Origin of the sequence: Novosphingobium sp. (genome assembly GCF_031417815.1) — a bacterium.
Classification (GTDB): Bacteria; Pseudomonadota; Alphaproteobacteria; order Sphingomonadales; family Sphingomonadaceae; genus Novosphingobium.
This window is the reverse complement of record NZ_JANOWI010000022.1, coordinates 22,549-41,997: the sequence shown is the minus strand read 5'-3', so window position 1 is coordinate 41,997 and position 19,449 is coordinate 22,549. Positions and strand designations below refer to the sequence as shown.

The window sequence follows — 19,449 nt, the reverse complement described above, 5'->3', positions numbered from 1 at the left end:
ATTTCCCCCTTCCTCTTCAGTGGAGGGGTTGGGGGTGGTGCAGCAACGGTGCGGAAGTAAGAGAAGGCCAGCGCTGCTGCGCATCGCCGCTACCCCTACCGCTCCTCTGACGCGGAGGGGGAGATAACCTCAGGAACGCCCGCCACTTTCGCGGCTTTGCGTTCACCAAACCACATGATCACCAGCGAACCTTCGAACAGCATCCACAGCGGCACCAGCAGCATCAGCTGTGAAACGACATCGGGCGGGGTGATCACCGCTGCAATTGCCGTGATTGCCACGATCACATAACGCCGCATCCCGATCAGCTGCGTGCGCGAAACAAGTCCGGCGCGGTTGAGCAGCAAGAGCAGCACCGGCAGCAGGAAGCTGAACCCGAAAGCCAGGATGAACTGCATCACCAGCCCAAGGTAATCGCCCGCTGACGGCAGCGCTTCCACCTCTAGCCCGCCCTTCTGGCCCTGAAAGCCCAGCATCCAGGTGAAAGCGGTGGGCATCACTACGTAATAGGCCAGCGCCCCGCCCGCGATGAACAGCACCGGGGTCATGATCAGAAAGGGCAGGAAAGCGCGCTTTTCCTTGGCATAAAGCCCCGGCGCGATGAACGCCCACAGCTGGTTGGCGATCACCGGAAACGAGACGAAAAAGCCCGCAAACAGCGCCACTTTGATTTCCACGAAAAAGGCTTCGTAGAGCTTGGTATAAATTAGCCTGCCCTGTCCCGGCGGAAACGCCGCGGTCAGCGGGCGGATCAGGAAGCCCAGAATATCGCTGGCAAAATAGAGACAAATGCCGAACGCCAGCAGCAGCGCCAGGATCGCACGGATCAGGCGGGTGCGCAGTTCGATCAGGTGATCCATCAACGGCGCCTGGCTCTCGTCGATATCGTTGACCTCGAAAGCCATCAGGCATCCGCCGCTGGTTTAGGTGATTGGGGCTTGCGCGCGCGGGGCTTGCGCACGGGCTTGGCCAGCGGTTGCATCACCGGGGCTTCGCTGACCGGCGGGATCGGTTCGGCCCCGGCGTGGGCCCCGTCCAGCGCCATTTCAGCCGATGCGATCGGATGCTCGCGCATGATCGCCGCGTTCTGCTCGCGCCACTTCGTTTCCATTTCCTCGATCTCGGCCTCGCGGATCATGTTTTCCACGCCAGCGCGGAAATGGCCCGAGACGCGGCGGACCTTGCCAATCCACTGCCCGGCCAGGCGCAGCGCGCGCGGCAGATCCTTGGGCCCGATCACCACGATCGCAATGATCGCGGTGAACAGCATTTCATCCCAGCCGATATCAAACATGGCAGCGCCTTGCCCTGGCCCGGCGGCCTATTGCGGCTTGTTCGGCGAGGAATCGATCACCGCATCGCCGTTCAGCACGGCCTTGCCCGGTTCGGCTGGCGGCGGGATCTGGCTGGCGGGGGGCTGCGGCTTGACTTCGTCCCCTTCGGCCAGACCTTTCTTGAAGCTGTTAACGCCCTTGCCGAAATCACCCATCATTTCGGAAATGCGGCCACGGCCAAACAGGACCAGGACCACGATGGCCAGAATGAGCAGATGAGCCACTGACAGACCGAACATTGCATGTCTCCTGATTTCACGGGCGGTGGATCGGTCAACTGACCGGCACCCGCGTCTCGCCCTAGTTAGGGGATGTCAGACCAAGTTGCCAGTCAGTCCGCCGATTCTTCGTCACGTTCTTCTGATTCTGCCGCTCCAGCGGTCTCCATTGCCGCTTCGAAGGCATCTTCGACCGGATCGAGCAGGCCTGCCGCGCGCAATTCGTCGATCCCGGGCAGATCCTTGCGGCTTTCCAGCCCGAAATGGGTCAGGAAATCGGGTGTGGTGGCAAAGATCACCGGACGCCCCGGAACCTCGCGGCGGCCCACGATCCGCACCCAGCCAGCTTCCATCAGCACGTCCAGCGTACCCTTGGCGGTCTGCACCCCGCGGATCGCCTCGATCTCGGCCCGGCTGACCGGCTCGTGATAGGCAACGATGGCCAGCACTTCGGTGGCAGCGCGCGACAGGCGCCGCACTTCCTCACGCTCGCGCCGCAGCAGGTGCGCCAGATCGGGCGCGGTCTGGAAATGCCAGCGCTTGCCGCGTTCAACCAGCTCAACCCCGCGCGCCGCATAGGTCTCGGCCAGTTCGGCCAGCGCCGCCTTCACATCCGCCCCGCCAAGGTGAACCGAGATTGCCTCAGCGCTCATCGGCGCTTCGGCGGCGAACAGCGTGGCTTCAACCGCGCGGACCAATTCATCGGGCCGAGTCACGTCTTGATCCCGCGCAAGTGGAGCGGGCCAAACACCGCGTCCTGGCGCAGTTCCGCCTTGCCCAGCCGCGCCAGTTCGAGCGCGGCAACAAAGCTGGAGGCCAAGGCCGATTTGCGCAGCCGCGGTTCGGCATGGGGTGGCAGAAAGTCCCGCAGTTCCATCCAGTCGATATTGACGCCGAGCATCGCCGAAACGCGGCCAAGCGCGGAATCGAGCGTCATCACCATCCGGTCGCGGACCATATGGACCACCGGCTGGGTGCGCGCCTTGACCTGGCCGTAAGCCTGAACCAGCGCGAACCAATCGCATTGCCACAGGTTCTTGCGATCGATCCGCAGGCCTTCGGGCGCGCCGCGCCGGAAGGTGTCGCGGCCGATCCGGTCGCGGGCAAACAGCCGCGCCGAAGCATCGCGCATCGCCGCCAGCCGCTGCAGCCGCAGTTGCAGCCGCAGCGCCAGTTCTTCGGGGCTGGGATCGACCTGTTCTTCGCGCGGCAACAGCAGCGCCGATTTGAGATAGGCCAGCCACGCCGCCATCACGAGATAGTCAGCCGCCAGTTCCAGCCGCAGCGCTTCGGCCTGATCGATATAGGTCAGGTATTGATCGACCAGTTCGAGGATCGAAATCCGGCGCAGATCCACCTTCTGACGCCGCGCCAGATCGAGCAGCAGATCAAGCGGCCCTTCCCAGCCATCCAGCGCGAGGTACAGCGCGGTATCATCGCCGCTCGCCGTGTCCACGCCTTGCCACTCGTCTTCGGCAAAGCTGACCGCCGGGCTGTCGATCAGGCCGTCCTCGTTCATGCTGTCACCAAGGCCAGTAAAGCGTCGCGCTTGGCGATCAGCGCGGCTTGCTCGGCAACATCACCCTTCGGCCCGATCCCGGCCAGCGCACGGTCCAGCCGCGCCGTGGCCTTTTCGCCCATCACCGGCAGACGCTGGCAGATGCCCACCATGTCGTCCATTTTCGCCCAGCAGTTGAGCGCCAGATCGCACCCCGCCGCAACCGCGCGTTCGGCGCGCTGCGGCACGGTGCCGCTAAGCGCTGCCATATCGAGGTCGTCGGTGAACAGCAGGCCATCGAACCCGATCCGTTTGCGGATGATCTGTTCGATGATGAACGGCGATTGCGTGGCCGGGTTGTGCTTGTCCCAGGCGGTGAACAGCAAGTGGCCGGTCATCCCCGTCAGCGCGTGATTAAGTGCCTTGAACGGCGCAAGATCGCGTTCGAGCTCGTCCTCGCTCTCGGTCACGGTTGGCATTGCCTTGTGGGTATCGCAGTGGGTCCGGCCGTGGCCCGGCATGTGCTTGATCGTGCCGACAACCCCGGCGCGCGCCAGCCCATCCAGCACCGCACGGCCGAGCGCCGCCACGCGCAGCGGTTCATGGCCATAGGCGCGGTCGCCGATCACGTCGTGCGCGCCTTGCTGCCGCACATCGAGCACCGGAGCGTGCGTGCAGGTGATCCCCGCTTCGGCCAGATCGAGCCCCAGCGCATGGGCATTGGCGCGCGCCGCCGCGATCGCGCTGACCGGGGCAACGTCATAAAGCGCATCGAAGGCGCCGCCCGATGGATAGGCCGGCCAGACCGGCGGCTTCATCCGCTGGACCCGCCCGCCTTCCTGGTCGATCGTGATCAGCAAGCGTTCGCGTCCGTGAACGGCGCGCAGCTGATCGGTCAGCCTGCGCAGCTGGTCGCGGCTTTCGACATTGCGCCCGAACACGATGTAGCCCGCCGGATCGGCATCGGCGAAGAACGCGCGTTCGTCCGCGCTCAGTTCAAGTCCGGAAATGCCAAAGATTGCGGGCGTCATGATGGCTGCAAAGTCGCAGCAAGCCGCGCGCCATGCAAGCGCGCAGTCTGCCAAATCGTGTGGATTACCGGCCTATTTGACCTGGCAGGAAATCCCCGCGGCTTTCAGCTTGCCGCACAGCGCCTGGGCGGCATCGGCATTGGGCGCAACCGCCTGCAGGCGGAACACCGTGCCGTTATCGGCCTTGCCTTCGATCACCCGGTGCGAAACACCCGAAAGCGCGCTGCCCGCGCTGCCGGTCAGCTTGGCCCAGCCTGCTTCGGCCGCGGCTTTCGACGAGAACGCACCGACTTGTACGCCAACCCCGCCAGCCGCCGCGGCAGCCGCAGTGCTGGGCCTGGCTTCGGGGGCCGGCGCTGCGGTCTGGCCAGCAGCCATCTGCGCGGGCTTGCTCTGCCCTTCGGAGACGGCAAAGCTGGTATCGCCGGTGCCGTCAAAGGTCTTGCCGCCCGGATCCTTGGGCGCTTCCTTGTAAGGCTGCGGTTCCGCCGCCACCAGGCTGCCGTCGGGGGTCAGCGCGGGATCGGGGTTGCGGTGCGTAATCCAGTAGATGCCGAGCACGATCGCAGCGAGCGCCGCCAGCGCGAGCAGGCCAAGGCGCAGCGTGTGGCCGGTTTCCGATCCTTCGTCACCGTCATCCGCGTCATCGCCGCTTTCGAGCCAGGGCAGGCGTTCGTCGGCGTCATCCAGCGCGAGGCGCTCGGTTTCGATGGGCTCAACCTCTGCATCTTCCCAGGTTTCGTCGTCGCGCTCGCCGCCCATTCCCGTCATGACTACATTTCCTCAACCGCTTCCACGCCCAGAATGGCGAGACCGTTCTTCACAAGCTGCCCGATTTGGGTCGCAAGATAAAGCCTTGCTGCGCTGAGCTCGGCATTCTGTGCCACGATGAACCGCTTTTCGGGCTGATCGTTGCCAAGGTTGTAATAGGAATGAAAAGCCGAAGCGAGATCATAGAGATAAAACGCCACCCGGTGCGGTTCGCGCGCGGCCGCCGCCGCCTCGACCAGCCGGGGAAACTGTGCCGCCACCTTGATCAGGTCGCACTCTTCAGCGCCAAGCATGGCAATGTGCTGCGGCGATGGCGTCAAGCCTTCGTCAGCGGCCTTGCGCAGGTTGCGGCGGATCCGGGCATGGGCATATTGCACATAGAACACCGGATTTTCCTTTGAGGCTTCGACCACCTTGTCGAAATCAAAGTCCATCTGCGCTTCGGGCTTGCGGGTCAGCATGGTGAAGCGGACCACATCCTTGCCGACCATTTCGACGACGTCGGCCAGCGTGACGAAATTGCCCGAGCGCTTCGACATCTTGAATGGCGCGCCGCCCTTCATCAGCTGGACCATCTGCACCAGCTTGACTTCGAACGGCTTTTCGCGGCCCGCACCCAGCGTCATCGCCGCCACCGCGGCCTTGATCCGCTTGACCGTGCCAGCGTGATCCGCGCCCCAGATATCGACCAGCGCATCGGCGGTTTCGGCTTTCTGGAAGTGATAGGCGAGGTCGGCGCCGAAATAGGTCCAGCTGCCGTCGCTCTTTTTGATCGGGCGGTCCTGATCGTCGCCGAACCGGGTCGAACGGAACAGCGGCAGTTCAACCGGCTCCCAATCGTCGAGCGTCTTGCCCTTGGGCGCTTCGAGCTGGCCGTCGTAAACCAGATCGTGCGCGCGCAGCCACGCTTCGGCCTCTTCGGGCTTGCCCGCGGCCTGCAGTGCGGCTTCGGAGGAGAACAAGTCGTGGTGGACGCCGAGCAGCGCCAGATCGGCCTTGATCATGTCCATCATCGCCGCCACCGCGCGGGTCCGGAACGGCACCAGCCACTCCGCTTCAGGGGCGGAAACATAGGTGTTGCCGAATTCGGCCGCCAGCATCTGTCCGACCGGGATCAGGTATTCGCCGGGGTAGAGCCCGTCGGGAATCTCGAGCACCTCGCCCAGCGCCTCGCGGTAACGCAAGTGGACCGAGCGGGCGAGGACATCGACCTGACCGCCGGCATCGTTGATGTAGTATTCGCGGATCACCGTGTGCCCGGCCCATTGGAGCAGGCTCGCCAGCGCATCGCCGACCACCGCGCCGCGGCAGTGGCCCATGTGCATCGGCCCGGTGGGATTGGTCGAAACGTATTCGACGTTGACCGTAGTGCCCCGCCCGGAGTCCGAACGGCCGTAATCGCCGCCCATGGTGCCGATTGCCAACAGTTCGTTCAGCCACGCTTCGGGCGCGAGGCGCAGGTTGATGAAACCCGGTCCGGCAATGTCTGCTGAGGTGACATGCGGTGCCTTGACCAGTTCGGTTACCAAGGCCTCGGCCAGCCCGCGCGGATTTGTGCCCGCGCCTTTGGCCAGCACCATTGCCGCATTGGTCGCCAGATCGCCATGGCTGGCATCGCGCGGCGGCTCAACCGTCACATTGCCGCGCGCGAGACCCGCCGGGAGCGTTCCCGCTGCCTCCAGCGCATCGAGCGCGGTGTTCAGGTGCCCGGCATAGGCGGCATAAAGAGTCGGGGTCTGGGTCATGGCGGGCGGTTAGCCTGTTTGTAGGACAATGGAAATCCCGCGAGCAATCACGCAGCGGGTCAAGGGTGTGGTGAGAATTGTCGCCGGGTGGAGCGAGAATGGCGGATTTCGAGAACCGGCGCGCAGCGACCATTAAGGTCGTGAGCACCGGAAGCGCAGAAAGCTGCCGTTCGCAGCCCGCCCGGCGGCAATTATCGCCGCACCCTTAGCGCGTGGCGTTGTAGACCAGTTGATCCTGGCTCATCTGGAAGCCGACCAGCACGTCGAACGTGGCGCGGGCAATGGCGGCTTTCACTTCGGGCAGGGTCATCGGATCGACCGCGGCGTCTTGCTGGCCGGCGCGGCGGCGGCGGGTCAGCTGGTCGCGAATTTCGGATGGCAGGGTGGCTTCGGCCTTGTCGACCCAGGCCGATCCGGTGCCGCTCGCCTGGGCGCGTTCCTGGCCATCGGCGAAAGTCAGGGTCACCTGCCCGACACGCTTGGTGACAACGGCAGTGCCGCCGCGCACCACGACCACGAAATAGGGCACGGTAAAGGTGCGGCTCCCGCGCACATCGGTGCGGCGGGCCAGCACATCAAAGCTGACCTGGGTGTGGACCTTGTCCCCTGAATCGCTGCACTGGCTGCGCACGTTGGTCATCGCGGCGACGACATCGATGTTGCCCGCGGTGGCATCGCCGGGCACCCGGAACAGCGTGATATCGCCGGTGTTGTTGGGAATGCCGACCCCCGGGCAGACCCCGCGCACCGCCGTAATCCCGACGCCCTGATCCAGCACAATATCGCCCGAACCGGCGCAGCCGGCCAGCGCTGCGCTGAGCGCGAGGGCAGAAAACAGGCGAAAACGAGCGGTCATCAGAGCATCCTTGGGGTGAGGCAGTGTTCTTGGTGTGCACGCCCTAGCGGGGCGCGCGGCAAAGCGCTAGAGGCGGCTTGATGAACGCACCCTTTCCAACCGGGCAAAAGCCGCCGCTGAAGCTTTTACTGGCCGCACCGCGCGGTTTCTGCGCCGGAGTCGACCGCGCGATCGACATCGTCGAGCTGGCGCTGAAGCGCTACGGCGCACCGGTTTATGTCCGCCACGAGATCGTCCATAACCGCTTCGTGGTTGACAGCCTGAAGGCTAAGGGCGCGGTCTTCGTCGAGGAGCTGGACGAGGTGCCCGACGGCGCGGCGGTGATCTTCAGCGCGCATGGCGTTCCCAAATCGGTCCCGGCCGAAGCAAGCACCCGCGGGCTCGATTGGCTCGATGCCACCTGCCCGCTGGTCAGCAAGGTTCACCGCCAGGCCGAACGCCAGATCGAGGCCGGGCGGCATATCGTGTTTATCGGCCACCAAGGCCACCCCGAAGTGATCGGCACGATGGGCCAGGTGCCCGCCGGCGCGATCACCTTGGTCGAAACGGTGGCGGATGTTGCCGCGCTGCCATTCACGCGCGAAACCCCGCTGGCTTTCCTCACCCAGACCACGCTGTCGGTTGACGATACCGCCGAAGTGGTGGCCGCGCTGCGCGCGCGCTTTCCCCAGATGGTTGGGCCCAAGGCCGAAGACATCTGCTATGCCACCTCCAACCGGCAGGCTGCGGTCAAGGACATTGCGCCGCAGTGCCAGCTGGTGCTGGTGATCGGCGCGCCGAACAGCTCCAATTCGCTGCGGCTGGTCGAAGTGGCCGAACGCTGCGGGGCCCAGGCAAGGCTGGTGCAGCGCGGCGCAGAGATCGAGGCGGCGTGGCTTGATGGGGTGGAGGTTCTGGGCCTCACCGCCGGAGCATCCGCGCCCGAAGAGCTGATCCAGGAAGTGATCGCGCGAATTTCTGCCTTGCGCGATGTGACGATGGAACAGGTCGTTACTGCCGAGGAAAAGATGGTCTTCAAGCTGCCCCGCCAACTGGTGGAATAGGGCGCATGGCGGTCTATACCCAGCTTGGCAGCGAGCAGCTGGCGGCGCTGATCGCCGCGTTCGATGTCGGCGAACTGGTCTCGGCCAAGGGCATTGCCGAAGGCGTCAGCAATTCGAACTGGCTGATCGAGACCACCGGCAAGGACGGCAGCGGTGCGCGTTTCATCCTGACGATGTACGAATACCGGATCGCGCTGGAGGACCTGCCGTTCTTCCTTTCGCTGCTCGATCATCTTGCTGCCAAAAGCTGCCCGGTGCCGCGCACGATCCACGATGCGTCCGGCGCGCTCTACCGGATGATCGGCGACCCCGGCTCTCCGACCGGGGCACGCAAGGCCGTGGCCCTGATCGAATTCCTGCCCGGCGTTTCGCTGAGCGAGCCCACCCCCGGCCAGGCCGCCGCGGTGGGCCGGGCGCTGGCCCAGCTGCACCTTGCAGCGGGCGGTTTCGGACAGGCCCGCGCCAACGGCATGGGCCCGGACGAATGGCAGCGCTTGGCCGATGAATGCCGCCCCGCCGGCCTCGACGGAATCGATTTTGGCCTTGCTGCAATGGTCGAAAACGAACTGGCTTATCTTGCCGCGCACTGGCCCACAGATCTGCCGCGCGGGGTGATCCACGCCGATCTGTTCCCCGATAACGTGCTGATGCTGGGCGAACGGGTCACCGGGCTGATCGATTTCTATTTCGCCTGCACCGATCTGATCGCCTATGATATCGCGGTGACCCACGCGGCCTGGTGCTTTGACAATGCCGGGCGCGTGTTCGATCCGGCGATTTCGGCAGCGCTGCTGGTTGGCTATGAAAGCGTGCGGCCCTTGAGCAGCGAGGAACGCGCGGCGTTGCCGGTGCTGGCGCGCGGCGCGGCGCTGCGCTTTGCGCTGAGCCGGGCGTTCGACTGGATCAACACCCCGGCTGATGCGCTGGTGGTGAAAAAGGACCCGCTGGCTTTCGTGCGGCGGCTGCAATTCTATGCCGATCCGGCCAATGCCGGGCTCTTCGCGCGGCCATGAAAAAGATCGAAATTTTCACCGACGGGGCCTGCAAGGGCAATCCCGGACCGGGCGGCTGGGGCGCGGTGCTGCGATCGGGCGCGCATGAAAAAGATATTTCCGGCGGCGAAAGCGCCACGACCAACAACCGCATGGAAATGACTGCGGTGATCATGGCGCTGAACACCCTCAAAGCCCCCAGCGATGTCCAGCTTTACACCGACAGCCGCTATGTGATCGACGGGATCACCAAGTGGATCTTCGGCTGGCAGAAAAACGGCTGGAAGAATTCGCAGAAAAAGCCGGTGCTCAACGCCGATTTGTGGCAGGCGCTGCTCGATGCCAAGCGGCCTCACAAGGTCACCTGGCACTGGGTCAAAGGCCACGATGGTCACCCCGAAAACGAGCGTGCCGATGTGCTCGCCAGCAATGCCGCGCTGGCGATGAAGGCCGGCTAGATCAGCCGGCCCGGGCTGTATGGCGCTGGATCAACCGCGCCTTCCGGCTGGCCAAGCAACAACCGCACGCCAAGATCGGCCGCAGCCGGCGCGGTCTGGATGCCGAAGCCGCCCTGCCCGGCAAACCAGAAAAAGCCGTCGGCGCGCGGATCGAAGCCGTAGACCGGCAGGCGATCGGGGGCGAAACTGCGCAAGCCCGCCCATTTGTGCTCAAGCGCCTCGACCGGCCAATCGACCACGCGTTCGAACCGGTCGATCGCCATCGCCACATCGATCTCCTCGGGCGCGGCATCGCACGGCGCGCTGGGGATCTCGTCGTGCGGGCTCAGCCACAGCCGTTCACCTTCGGGGCGGAAATAGTACGACCCATCAAAGCCCAGCGTCAGCGGCAGGTCTTCGGGCACCGCATGGCAAACGCGCAGCTGGCACATCGTGCGGCGATAGGGCTGGATCCCCAGTGGCCCAAGCCCGCTCAGCGCGGCCACCTCATCGGCCCAGGCCCCTGCGGCATTGACCAGCACCGCGGCGCTGAAGCTGCGGCCGTCGTCCAGCGTCAGGTGCCAGGCCCCGCCCTGGCGCACCGCCGCAGCAAGCCGCGCGCGGCAGACCAGTTCAGCGCCGCCCGCCGCTGCCTGCCCCAGCCACAGCTGGTGCAGCGCGGCAACGTCAATGTCGCAGCAATCAGGCTCATAGGCACCCAGCACCCATTCGTCCTTCAGGCCCTCGATCCGCGCGTCCAGCTCGGCCCGGGTGAGCGGCTGGACCGCGACGCCAAGCGCGGTGAATTCGGCGATGAATGCGGCCAGCCCCGCTGCCTCCTCGGCCCGCGCCAGCGTCAGCGCGCCGCGCGGGGCAAGGAAGCCCTTGTCGTTGAGGAAATCGAACGAGGCGTCGGTCAGCGGATAGACCAGCGGCCCGCCATAGCTTTCGGTCCAGAACGCGGCCGAGCGCCCGGTGGCGTGATAGCCGGGGCGATCTTCGGCTTCGAGCAGCACCACGCTGCCGTGCCCGGCGAGGCCTGCGGCCAGCGAGGCCCCCGCAATTCCGGCTCCGACAATGGCGAAATCGAAATGCTGGCTCATGGCGCTCCGGCGATCCGCGCCAGCATCGCATCGCAGGCGGACAGCGCACGGCTGCGCACGGCGTCCACCTCGCGCAGCACTTCGTGCGCGGACTCCTTGCCGAAATGGACCAGTTCGCAATCGGGCAGCAAGGTCGCGGCGCGCGCGGTGGCGTTCCAGCCGACCAGCTTGTCGTTGTCGGTTGCCGCGATCAGCACCGGTACCCTGATCCGGGCGAGGAGTTCGGGCCGGGACAGCAGCCGCATCGAGGCATAGGCGCGTTCGACCCAGCCCCAGCTACCCGGCCCCATCACCAGATCGGGGCGATGTTCGCGCCACCACAATTCATCGGCATAGCGCTGCGCATCGTGGGTCAGCAGTAGCACGCGGTGTTCGGGCACTTCGCCGGGGGCCTCGCTCCATTTCCACGCCGGGCGGCGCGGATCGCCCAGCGCCTTCATCAATTTCGCGGCCTGATGCATGAATGCTTGGGGCAGCAGGCTGGCGGTAAAGCCCAGCATCGGCGTGGACAGGATCAGCGCGGCGGGATCGACCTGGCCCGCAGCGGCGGCGCGCAGCACCAAGTGCCCGCCCATCGAATGGCCGGCCAGCACGTGCGGCCCCGGCGTCGCTGCCGTCCACGCCCGCCACAGCTGCGCCAGATCATCCGTCCAGGTGGCAAAATCATCGATATGCCCGGTCACCTTGTCGGTACTGAGCCGCCCCGAATCCCCCTGCCCGCGCCAGTCGCTGGCGGTCACCTGCCAGCCTAGCGCAGCCCAATGATCCAGCGTTTCGAGGTACTTTTCGTAAAAATCGCCGCGTCCCGGCAAGAACAGGATCGAGCCCTTGGGTGTGCCGGCCGGCGCGGGCCAGTCGATCCGCCGGATCGACCAGCCATCGCCTGCCTGCCAGCGGCTTTCGGTGGCGCCAGCCGGTATCGCACGGCGATTGAAGGGAAACGGGGTTGCTGAAGCCATGTGGATAATATCAGCCTCTTGGCTCTGGTTACTTTTTGGTAAGTCCTGACCCCTAGACATGCCCTCCGGAACCAGGGGGCTGTCAATGCCGGACTTCGATTTTCGTTACCTGCTGCTGTCAGGCTTGGCAATTGGGCTGCTGATCGCGGCCTTTACCGATATTCGCCGCCGCCAGATCGATAACTGGCTGAACGCCGCCATCGCCGTCACCGCACCGCTGTACTGGTGGGCCATCGGCCTGTCGCTATGGCCGGGCGTTGCCTGGCAGATCGGCATGGCTGCGGCCACGCTGGTTGTCCTGGCGATCCTGTTCGCACTACGCGCCATGGGCGGCGGTGACGTCAAACTGCTGACCGCGCTGGCGCTGTGGATCGAGCCGACCTGGTTCATCCGCCTGCTTATCATCATGGCGTTGATCGGCGGCGTGCTGACGGTGGCCCTGGCTGCCTGGCATGTCACCCGCCGCCGCAAAGACAAGCTGGCGATTCCTTATGGCGTGGCGATTTCTGCCGCGGGCCTGCTGGTGCTGGCTGCACAATTTCTACCCGCTTTCGCTTCAACCGCATCTGCCGGTGTGGCCGGTTGACCGGATTTTAACCAGTTCCTCCCAAAAGGTGTTCAACCACATTCGGGATTTTTCTAGGGGGCTTGCCTAGCCATGGATAAAAGAAAGCTGATGCTGCTCATTGGCGCGCTGGTCATTGCGATCGGCACCGCACTTGCGGCTCGTAGCATGTTTGCCGGAGCCGGTGCGCCGGCCGCCGATGCCGCTCCGCAGGTCCCCCAGGGGCCCAAGGTGCTGGTCGCCAATCGCGCACTGCCGGTGGGTACGATCATCACCGCCGATTCGGTTGGCTATCAGCTGTGGCCCAAGGAAATGGTCCAGGACGCCTATTACATCGATGGCGAAGCCGAGATGAACAAGCTGCTTGGCACCGTGGTCCGCTATCCGGTCACCGCCGGCCAGCCGCTGACCAAAGGCGCGCTGGTTGCGCCGGGTGACCGCGGCTTCCTGGCTGCGGCGCTTGGCCCGGGCATGCGCGCCGTGACGATCAACGTTTCGGCCAACACCGGCGTGGCAGGCTTTGTCTTCCCGGGCGACCATGTCGATCTGCTGCTGACCCAGACCGTCCAGGTCCCGGGTGACAACCAGACGCTCAAGACCACCGAAACGATCCTGCGCAACGTCCGCGTACTGGCGACTGACCAGACGACCGACACCAAGGTGGAAGACGGCAAGACCGTGGTCGTCTCGTTCCGCACCGTTACGCTTGAAGTGACCCCGCGGATCGCCGAGAAGATCCAGGTTGCCCAGACCATCGGCACGCTCAGCCTGGCGCTGCGCAGCCTGGCCGACAACCAGAGCGAGCTTGACCAGGCGATTGCCAGCGGCACCGTCAAGGTTCCGGTCGGCGCGACCAAGGCCCAGGAAGAAAAGTTCCTGGCCGATGCAATGAACCGCCCGATCGACAACGGCACCACCTTTGTAACCGGCGGCGATGTTTCGCGCTTCCAGCGCCGCACCGCGCCGATCGCACCGCGCCAGCAGCCCCAATACAGCGGCATACCGGCGCAGGTGACAGTCAACGTGGCTTCGGGCCAGCAGGCACCCCGCCCCCGCGGTCCGGTTGTCCGCGTGACCCGCGGCAAGACCACCACTGAAGAACAATTCGGAGGGAATTTAGATGCCCAGTCGCACTGAAACCTCCGCCACGAAAGGCCGTACGATGAAACGCCTTGCTTTCACTATGCTTACTGCGGCCTGTGTTGTGGCTCCGCTGGCCTTGACCGCCACCGGCACCGCCAGGGCCCAGGGCGTCAGCCGCCCGGCCAACGACATCGTCCTGTCGATCGGACGCGGCCAGCTGGTCAATGTCGGTGGGCAGATGGCCGATGTGTTCGTCGCCAACGAAGCCATTGCCGATGTCCAGGTCAAAAGCCCCCGCCAGCTCTACGTGTTCGGCAAGCAGGGCGGCGAAACCACGATCTACGCCAGCGATGCCGCCGGCAACGTGATCTGGTCGGCCAATGTCCGCGTCGGTTCGAACATCGAAAGCGTCGATCAGATGCTAGGCATGGCGATGCCCGATGCCAAGGTCACCGTTTCAACCATGGGCACCAACACCTTCCTGCTGACCGGCACCGTTGCCGCGCCGGAAGATGCCGCCGAAGCACAGCGGCTGGTCCAGGCCTATGTCGGCAAGGACGCCAACGTGATCACGCGCCTGAAAATGGCCACGCCGCTGCAGGTCAATCTGCAGGTCAAGTTCGCCGAAGTCAGCCGTTCGCTGGTCAAGGAAATGGGTTCGAACCTGTTTTCCCGCGACAATTCGGGCGGGTTCCTGTTCGGCGCGACGCGCGGCCGTGCGGCCGGCACCGTCAGCAATATCGCCGGCACGATCAGCGGTGTTCCCACCGCCGGGCTGCCGCTGGCCGATGCTTCCAGCATCATGGGCCTGCCCGCCGGTTCGATCAGCCTGCCGTTCGATCCGACCAGCGGCAAGTTCGTGGTTGGCGGGGCCAACTACGCCTTCAACAGCAATGCCTCGGGGCAGACCGCGATCAACCTTGCGGGCCGCCTGTTCGGCCTCGATGTTGGCGCGGCGCTGGATATCGGCGAAAAGCTGGGCCTGGTCACCACCATCTCGGCCCCCAACCTGACCGCGCTGTCGGGTGAAACCGCAGACTTCCTGGCGGGCGGCGAATACCCGATCCCGATCAGCCAGGGTCTGGGCACCACCTCGATCGAATACAAGCGTTACGGCGTCAGCCTGAGCTACACCCCCACGGTGCTGGCCAATGGCCGGATTTCGATGCGCGTGCGCCCCGAAGTGTCCGAACTGTCAAGCCAGGGCGCGATTACCATCAACGGCTTTACCGTCCCGGCGCTGACCGTGCGCCGCGCCGAAACCACCGTTGAACTGGGTTCGGGCCAATCGATCATGATTGCCGGCCTGATGAGTAACAGCTCGCAGAACACCGTCGAAAAACTTCCCGGTGCAGGCGATCTGCCGATTATCGGCGCGCTGTTCAAATCGACCCAGTTCCGCCGCGGCGAGACCGAAATGGTGATCATCATCACCCCGTTCCTGGTCCAGCCGGTCAATGCCGGCGAAATCAAGCTGCCGACCGACGGGTATGAAAGCCCCAACGATGCCCAGCGCATCTTCGGCAACATGGATTCGAACGGCCAGAGCGGCAAGGGCCGGCCCATGCCGACCCAGGCGCCGCAGGGCCCCGGTACGCCGCAAGTTGGCGAGCTGATGGCCCCGGCCGGCGCACCCGTCCCGCAGACTGCGGCCGGGAGCGACAAGGACAAAAAGAAGAAGCGCAAAAAGGGTGAGCAGAACGACGCCGCCCCCGGCTTCAGCCTGAACTGAGAGGGACCAGAACCATGCGCTCCTACACTTATCGCAAGACGCTGGCTTCGGCCCTGACGCTTGGCATCGCGCTCGCCCTTTCGGGCTGCGGCGGGATGGCCAGCAACCCCAGCCTGGAAAGCGTCCACCAGCCGGTGGTCACCCAGACCAACTACACGCTTGACGTGGCCACCGGTCCGGGCGGGATTTCGATCCCCGAACAGCGCCGCCTGTCGGGCTGGTTCGAGGCGATGGACCTGCATTACGGTGACCGGATCTCGATCGACGATCCGTCGCGCAATCCCGCCAACCGCTCTGCGGTCGAAGCGGTGGCCGGGCGGTATTCGATGCTGGTCAACGATGAAGCTCCGGTCACCCCGGGCTATGTCAACGCCGGCTCGGTTCGTGTCGTCGTGACCCGCACCACCGCTTCGGTTCCGGGCTGCCCGGATTGGTCGGCCAAGTCCGAAACCAACCTGCGTAACGCAACCTCGACCAACTATGGCTGCGCGACCAATTCGAACATCGCCGCCATGGTCGCCGATCCCTCGCATCTCATCCAGGGTGCCAGCGGCAGCGGCCGCACCACCGTGATGAGCGGCACAAAGGCGATCGACAGCTACCGCAACCGGCCGCCAACGGGCGATCAGGGTCTCAAAGAACAAAGCTCGAAGGGGAATTAAGCGCCATGAATGCTCCTTGGAAACCTGGCGTGCAGGGCAACCGCGACCCGTTCAACGCTTTCGTCTGCGACGATGCGGCGCTCGATGTGCTGCGTCCCGTCGTGATCGAACTGGGCTGGCAGCCCGAGAAGTGCAACAAGGGCGGTCTGCGCAACGCAGTCCAGTCCCTGTCGATCTCGGCCAGCCCCAACATCCTGATGGTCGATCTGTCGGAAAGCGGCGATCCGCTGAGCGATATCAACGCCCTGGCCGAGGTTTGCGAACCCGGCACGGTGGTGATCGCGATCGGCCAGGTCAACGATGTGCGCCTTTATCGCGACCTTGTTGCCAGCGGGATCCACGATTACCTGCTGAAGCCGCTTTCGCCGGCCCAGGTGCGTGATGCGCTGGTCAATGCCCAGGCGGTGTTTGCCAATCCCAAGCAGCACGATCCCTCGGTTGCGAAGAAGCACATCTCGACCGCCGTCATCGGCACCCGCGGTGGGTGCGGCGCTTCGACCTTGGCCACGTCGCTGGCCTGGTTGTTCAGCGCCGACGAAAAGCGCCCGACCGCGCTGCTCGATCTTGACGTGCATTTCGGCACCGGCGCGCTCGCGCTCGATCTCGAACCGGGCCGCGGCCTGACCGACGCGATTGAAAACCCGGGCCGGATCGACGGACTGTTCATCGAACGGGCGATGATCCGCGCCAACGATCACCTGGCAATCCTTTCAGCCGAAGCGCCGATGAATTCGCCGCTGATGACCGATGGCGCCGCCTTCGTGCAGCTTGAGGAAGAGTTCCGCGTCGCGTTCGAAATGACCGTGATCGATATGCCGCGCAACATGCTGATCAATTTCCCCAACCTGCTGACCGACGTGAACGTCGCGCTGGTGGTGGTGGAAATGACGCTGGCTTCGGCCCGCGACACGATCCGCATCCTCTCGTGGCTCAAGCAGAACGCCGCCCATGTCCAGCCGCTGATCGTGGCCAACAAGGTGCAGGCGGGCATGGCCGAAATCAGCAAAGCCGATTTCGAAGCCTCGATCGAACGCAAGATCAACTTCACGATCCCCTATGACGTGAAGGCCGCGACCAATGCCGCCAAGCTTGGCCAGACCTTTGCCGACGCCAACCGCGGGAGCAAAGCCGGTGCTGCGATCCGCGAAATTGCCAAGTCGGTGCTCGGCGTGGGCGACGGCGAAGAGATCGAAATCAACCTCAAGCCCAAGACATCGTTGCTCGGCAAGCTCGACCTCAAGTCGATGCTGTCCAGCAGCAGGGGCAAGAAGGACACCGCCAAGGCTCCGGCCACGGCTTGATGCGCAAGACATCGCCCGCTTCGCCCGGCCCAGGCCCGGCGCGGCGGCGATGATGAGGAAGGCGTGAAACGCAGATGGGCATTATGCAGCTCCTGCTGATTGCCGTGGGCCTGATGAGCTTCATGGTACTTGGCTATCTGGCCATCAACGGCCCGTCACCGGCCAAGGAAGGCGCGCGCCGCCTCGAGGCCGTGCGCTTCCGCCATTCGGACAGCACCGACGCGCGCGTCGAAGCGCAGCTGAAAAAGGCTGTCGCGGCGCGCAAGCCCAAGATGCACCACATCGCGGGTTCGGAATCGCGCCTCGCTGCCCTTTCGCTGCGGCTCCACCGCACCGGCAAGGAATGGACCCTGGCGCAGTATTTCTATGCCTCGGGCGGGCTTGCCACGGTGATCGCAGTGATCGTTTTCCTCAAGACCGGTGCGCCTGCGCTGGCGCTGGGTGCGGGTCTGCTGATCGGCGCGGGGCTGCCGCACATGGCGGTCAACTTCTTTATCAAGCGCCGCACCGGTGCTTTCACGAGCAAGTTTCCCGATGCGATCGAACTGCTGGTCCGCGGTCTGCGCTCAGGCCTGCCGGTGACCGAAACGCTGACCATCGTATCAAGCGAAGTACCCGGCCCGGTGGGCGAGGAATTCAAGATGGTGACCGACCGGATTCGGATCGGCAAGACCATGGAAGACGCCCTCCAGGACACCGCCGACCGGCTTAACACCGCTGAATTCAGCTTCTTCGTGATCACGCTGGCGATCCAGCGCGAAACCGGGGGCAACCTGGCCGAAACGCTGTCGAACCTGGCCGATGTGCTGCGCAAGCGCGCGCAGATGAAGCTCAAGATCCGGGCGATGAGCTCGGAATCGAAGGCTTCGGCTTATATCGTCGGGTCGCTGCCGTTCATCGTCTTCGGGATGATCTACTCGATCAATCCCGAATACCTCGGCGGCTTCTTCAAGGACCAGCGTCTGATCGTGACCGGTCTTGGCGGCCTGACCTGGATGTCGATGGGCGCTTTCATCATGGCCAAAATGGTCAGCTTCGAGATCTGAGCGAGGGATACAATAAAATCATGTTTAACACCCCGCCTGGACCCACCCTGCTTGGTATCGACGTTATCTGGGTCGGCTCGCTGCTGGCCGGGTTCGCCGCGATGGCCGTGATGTATGCGATCTATACCGCCATCACCATTCGCGATCCGATGCAAAAGCGGGTCAAAGCGCTCAACGAGCGCCGCGACCAGCTCAAGAGCGGGCTGATCGTCCAAAGCTCGAAGAAGCGCACCAGCCTGGTGCGCAAGACCGAAAGCACCGAGAAGATGCGGGACACGCTGTCCTCATTGAAGGTGCTGCAGGACAGCCAACTGGAAGGTATCCAGCAGATGCTGGCCCAGGCCGGGATCCGCAACAAGGAACTGGCCTACTACGTATTGTTTGCCCGCATGATCTTGCCAGTCGCGCTGGGTGCGCTGGCCGCGACCGTGATCTGGGGGTTCAACTATTTCCCCGATCTCACGCCGTTCAAACGCGTGCTCGCCTTTGCCGCGGCCGTCGGCGCGGGCTACAAGGGTCCGGAAATCTACATTGGCAACATCAGGAGCAAGCGCACCGACGCGATCCGCAAGGGACTGCCGGATGCGCTCGATCTGCTGGTGATCTGCGCCGAAGCCGGTCTGACCGTCGACGCCGCGTTCAACCGCGTGGCGCGCGAACTGGGCCGGGCCTATCCCGAACTGGGCGACGAATTCGCACTGACCGCAATCGAACTCGCGTTCCTCAGCGAACGGCGCATGGCCTTTGAAAACCTGGCCTACCGCGTCAATCTCGATGCAGTGAAGGGCGTGACCACCACCATGGTCCAGACCGAACGCTATGGTACGCCGCTGGCCTCCGCGCTGCGGGTGCTGTCAGCCGAGTTCCGCAACGAACGCATGATGCGCGCCGAAGAAAAGGCCGCGCGCCTGCCTGCGATCATGACCATTCCGCTGATCCTGTTCATCCTGCCGGTGCTGTTCATCGTGATCCTTGGCCCGGCGGCCTGCTCGATCTCGGACGCTTTCGCGGCCAAGCCGGGCAGCTAGACAACAACCCATGCGAGGGGGCACGAAGCCGGTCCGGAGCAATCC

General features: G+C 64.6%; 21 protein-coding genes. 10 read left to right on the top strand and 11 right to left on the bottom strand.

The genetic code is table 11. The annotated features are described in order from the left end of the window. Positions 1-95: 95 nt before the first annotated feature. The 9 genes from tatC to RMN99_RS05670 all read right to left on the bottom strand — a co-directional run bounded on the left by tatC (position 96) and on the right by RMN99_RS05670 (position 7,453). A complete protein-coding gene (tatC, locus tag RMN99_RS05710) occupies positions 96-905 on the bottom strand; it encodes a twin-arginine translocase subunit TatC (RefSeq protein WP_309622335.1) in 810 nt (269 codons plus the stop codon). Then, positions 905-1,294, bottom strand: a complete 390-nt coding sequence (gene tatB / locus RMN99_RS05705) for a Sec-independent protein translocase protein TatB (protein WP_309622334.1) — start codon at positions 1,292-1,294, stop codon at positions 905-907. The genes tatC and tatB overlap by 1 nt, the downstream gene beginning before the upstream one ends. A gap of 27 nt (positions 1,295-1,321) precedes the next feature. Next, positions 1,322-1,573, bottom strand: coding sequence for a twin-arginine translocase TatA/TatE family subunit (gene tatA, locus RMN99_RS05700; protein ID WP_309622333.1), 252 nt, complete (start codon positions 1,571-1,573; stop codon positions 1,322-1,324). Positions 1,574-1,665: 92 nt separating this feature from the next. Next, complete coding sequence (scpB, locus tag RMN99_RS05695; protein ID WP_309622332.1) at positions 1,666-2,268, bottom strand: SMC-Scp complex subunit ScpB; 603 nt, start codon at positions 2,266-2,268, stop codon at positions 1,666-1,668. Further along, a complete protein-coding gene (locus RMN99_RS05690) occupies positions 2,265-3,071 on the bottom strand; it encodes a ScpA family protein (RefSeq protein ID WP_309622331.1) in 807 nt (268 codons plus the stop codon). The genes scpB and RMN99_RS05690 overlap by 4 nt, the downstream gene beginning before the upstream one ends. Beyond that, the gene (gene nagZ / locus RMN99_RS05685; protein ID WP_309622330.1) at positions 3,068-4,081 is read right to left on the bottom strand and encodes a beta-N-acetylhexosaminidase; all 1,014 of its coding nucleotides are present in this window, start codon (positions 4,079-4,081) and stop codon (positions 3,068-3,070) included. Before nagZ ends, RMN99_RS05690 begins: the two co-directional genes overlap by 4 nt. Before the next feature lie 72 nt (positions 4,082-4,153). After that, positions 4,154-4,852, bottom strand: a complete 699-nt coding sequence (locus tag RMN99_RS05680; protein WP_309622329.1) for an SPOR domain-containing protein — start codon at positions 4,850-4,852, stop codon at positions 4,154-4,156. Between the two features lie 2 nt (positions 4,853-4,854). Next, complete coding sequence (gene argS, locus RMN99_RS05675) at positions 4,855-6,597, bottom strand: arginine--tRNA ligase (protein ID WP_309622328.1); 1,743 nt, start codon at positions 6,595-6,597, stop codon at positions 4,855-4,857. 205 nt (positions 6,598-6,802) lie between these two features. Next, the gene (locus RMN99_RS05670) at positions 6,803-7,453 is read right to left on the bottom strand and encodes a hypothetical protein (RefSeq protein ID WP_309622327.1); all 651 of its coding nucleotides are present in this window, start codon (positions 7,451-7,453) and stop codon (positions 6,803-6,805) included. A gap of 80 nt (positions 7,454-7,533) precedes the next feature. On the opposite strand from RMN99_RS05670, the gene ispH reads away from it, so the two are divergent. From ispH to rnhA, 3 genes are read left to right on the top strand one after another with little or no spacing between them, the layout of a single operon-like run. After that, positions 7,534-8,496, top strand: a complete 963-nt coding sequence (ispH, locus tag RMN99_RS05665; protein WP_309622326.1) for a 4-hydroxy-3-methylbut-2-enyl diphosphate reductase — start codon at positions 7,534-7,536, stop codon at positions 8,494-8,496. Between the two features lie 5 nt (positions 8,497-8,501). After that, on the top strand, positions 8,502-9,509 hold the full coding sequence (gene thrB, locus RMN99_RS05660; protein WP_309622325.1) for a homoserine kinase: 1,008 nt from the start codon (positions 8,502-8,504) through the stop codon (positions 9,507-9,509). Then, positions 9,506-9,946, top strand: coding sequence for a ribonuclease HI (gene rnhA, locus RMN99_RS05655; RefSeq protein ID WP_309622324.1), 441 nt, complete (start codon positions 9,506-9,508; stop codon positions 9,944-9,946). Before thrB ends, rnhA begins: the two co-directional genes overlap by 4 nt. On the opposite strand, the gene RMN99_RS05650 is transcribed toward rnhA, so the two are convergent. Together RMN99_RS05650 and RMN99_RS05645 are read right to left on the bottom strand one after the other, a co-directional pair. Beyond that, positions 9,943-11,028, bottom strand: coding sequence for an FAD-dependent oxidoreductase (locus RMN99_RS05650; protein ID WP_309622323.1), 1,086 nt, complete (start codon positions 11,026-11,028; stop codon positions 9,943-9,945). The genes rnhA and RMN99_RS05650 overlap by 4 nt on opposite strands. Then, entirely contained in the window at positions 11,025-11,987 is a 963-nt protein-coding gene (locus RMN99_RS05645; protein ID WP_309622322.1) for an alpha/beta hydrolase, read from the bottom strand. The genes RMN99_RS05650 and RMN99_RS05645 overlap by 4 nt, the downstream gene beginning before the upstream one ends. 85 nt (positions 11,988-12,072) lie before the next feature. Here RMN99_RS05645 and RMN99_RS05640 point away from each other — a divergent pair, with 85 nt between their 5' ends. From RMN99_RS05640 to RMN99_RS05610, 7 genes are all read left to right on the top strand, one after another. Continuing rightward, the gene (locus RMN99_RS05640; RefSeq protein ID WP_309622321.1) at positions 12,073-12,573 is read left to right on the top strand and encodes a prepilin peptidase; all 501 of its coding nucleotides are present in this window, start codon (positions 12,073-12,075) and stop codon (positions 12,571-12,573) included. A 72-nt stretch (positions 12,574-12,645) separates the two neighbouring features. Beyond that, a complete protein-coding gene (gene cpaB, locus RMN99_RS05635) occupies positions 12,646-13,689 on the top strand; it encodes a Flp pilus assembly protein CpaB (protein ID WP_309622320.1) in 1,044 nt (347 codons plus the stop codon). Between the two features lie 25 nt (positions 13,690-13,714). Beyond that, positions 13,715-15,367, top strand: coding sequence for a type II and III secretion system protein family protein (locus tag RMN99_RS05630; protein ID WP_309622319.1), 1,653 nt, complete (start codon positions 13,715-13,717; stop codon positions 15,365-15,367). 14 nt (positions 15,368-15,381) lie between these two features. After that, a complete protein-coding gene (locus RMN99_RS05625; protein ID WP_309622318.1) occupies positions 15,382-16,029 on the top strand; it encodes a CpaD family pilus assembly protein in 648 nt (215 codons plus the stop codon). Between the two features lie 5 nt (positions 16,030-16,034). After that, positions 16,035-17,330 carry a pilus assembly protein CpaE gene (locus RMN99_RS05620; RefSeq protein WP_309622317.1) on the top strand — a complete coding sequence of 432 codons (1,296 nt, stop codon included), beginning with the start codon at positions 16,035-16,037 and terminating at the stop codon, positions 17,328-17,330. Positions 17,331-17,404: 74 nt separating this feature from the next. Beyond that, the gene (locus RMN99_RS05615) at positions 17,405-18,376 is read left to right on the top strand and encodes a type II secretion system F family protein (RefSeq protein ID WP_309622316.1); all 972 of its coding nucleotides are present in this window, start codon (positions 17,405-17,407) and stop codon (positions 18,374-18,376) included. Between the two features lie 20 nt (positions 18,377-18,396). Continuing rightward, positions 18,397-19,404, top strand: coding sequence for a type II secretion system F family protein (locus tag RMN99_RS05610; protein WP_309622315.1), 1,008 nt, complete (start codon positions 18,397-18,399; stop codon positions 19,402-19,404). Positions 19,405-19,449 lie beyond the last annotated feature (45 nt).

Bases quoted from the DNA above. Each gene is read 5' to 3' on its own strand.
- tatC (WP_309622335.1), bottom strand. From the start codon at position 905: ATGGCTTTCGAGGTCAACGATATCGACGAGAGCCAGGCGCCGTTGATG.
- tatB (WP_309622334.1), bottom strand. From the start codon at position 1,294: ATGTTTGATATCGGCTGGGATGAAATGCTGTTCACCGCGATCATTGCG.
- tatA (WP_309622333.1), bottom strand. From the start codon at position 1,573: ATGTTCGGTCTGTCAGTGGCTCATCTGCTCATTCTGGCCATCGTGGTC.
- RMN99_RS05690 (WP_309622331.1), bottom strand. From the start codon at position 3,071: ATGAACGAGGACGGCCTGATCGACAGCCCGGCGGTCAGCTTTGCCGAA.
- nagZ (WP_309622330.1), bottom strand. From the start codon at position 4,081: ATGACGCCCGCAATCTTTGGCATTTCCGGACTTGAACTGAGCGCGGAC.
- RMN99_RS05680 (WP_309622329.1), bottom strand. From the start codon at position 4,852: ATGACGGGAATGGGCGGCGAGCGCGACGACGAAACCTGGGAAGATGCA.
- argS (WP_309622328.1), bottom strand. From the start codon at position 6,597: ATGACCCAGACCCCGACTCTTTATGCCGCCTATGCCGGGCACCTGAAC.
- RMN99_RS05670 (WP_309622327.1), bottom strand. From the start codon at position 7,453: ATGACCGCTCGTTTTCGCCTGTTTTCTGCCCTCGCGCTCAGCGCAGCG.
- ispH (WP_309622326.1), top strand. From the start codon at position 7,534: ATGAACGCACCCTTTCCAACCGGGCAAAAGCCGCCGCTGAAGCTTTTA.
- thrB (WP_309622325.1), top strand. From the start codon at position 8,502: ATGGCGGTCTATACCCAGCTTGGCAGCGAGCAGCTGGCGGCGCTGATC.
- rnhA (WP_309622324.1), top strand. From the start codon at position 9,506: ATGAAAAAGATCGAAATTTTCACCGACGGGGCCTGCAAGGGCAATCCC.
- RMN99_RS05650 (WP_309622323.1), bottom strand. From the start codon at position 11,028: ATGAGCCAGCATTTCGATTTCGCCATTGTCGGAGCCGGAATTGCGGGG.
- RMN99_RS05645 (WP_309622322.1), bottom strand. From the start codon at position 11,987: ATGGCTTCAGCAACCCCGTTTCCCTTCAATCGCCGTGCGATACCGGCT.
- RMN99_RS05640 (WP_309622321.1), top strand. From the start codon at position 12,073: ATGCCGGACTTCGATTTTCGTTACCTGCTGCTGTCAGGCTTGGCAATT.
- cpaB (WP_309622320.1), top strand. From the start codon at position 12,646: ATGGATAAAAGAAAGCTGATGCTGCTCATTGGCGCGCTGGTCATTGCG.
- RMN99_RS05630 (WP_309622319.1), top strand. From the start codon at position 13,715: ATGAAACGCCTTGCTTTCACTATGCTTACTGCGGCCTGTGTTGTGGCT.
- RMN99_RS05625 (WP_309622318.1), top strand. From the start codon at position 15,382: ATGCGCTCCTACACTTATCGCAAGACGCTGGCTTCGGCCCTGACGCTT.
- RMN99_RS05620 (WP_309622317.1), top strand. From the start codon at position 16,035: ATGAATGCTCCTTGGAAACCTGGCGTGCAGGGCAACCGCGACCCGTTC.
- RMN99_RS05615 (WP_309622316.1), top strand. From the start codon at position 17,405: ATGGGCATTATGCAGCTCCTGCTGATTGCCGTGGGCCTGATGAGCTTC.
- RMN99_RS05610 (WP_309622315.1), top strand. From the start codon at position 18,397: ATGTTTAACACCCCGCCTGGACCCACCCTGCTTGGTATCGACGTTATC.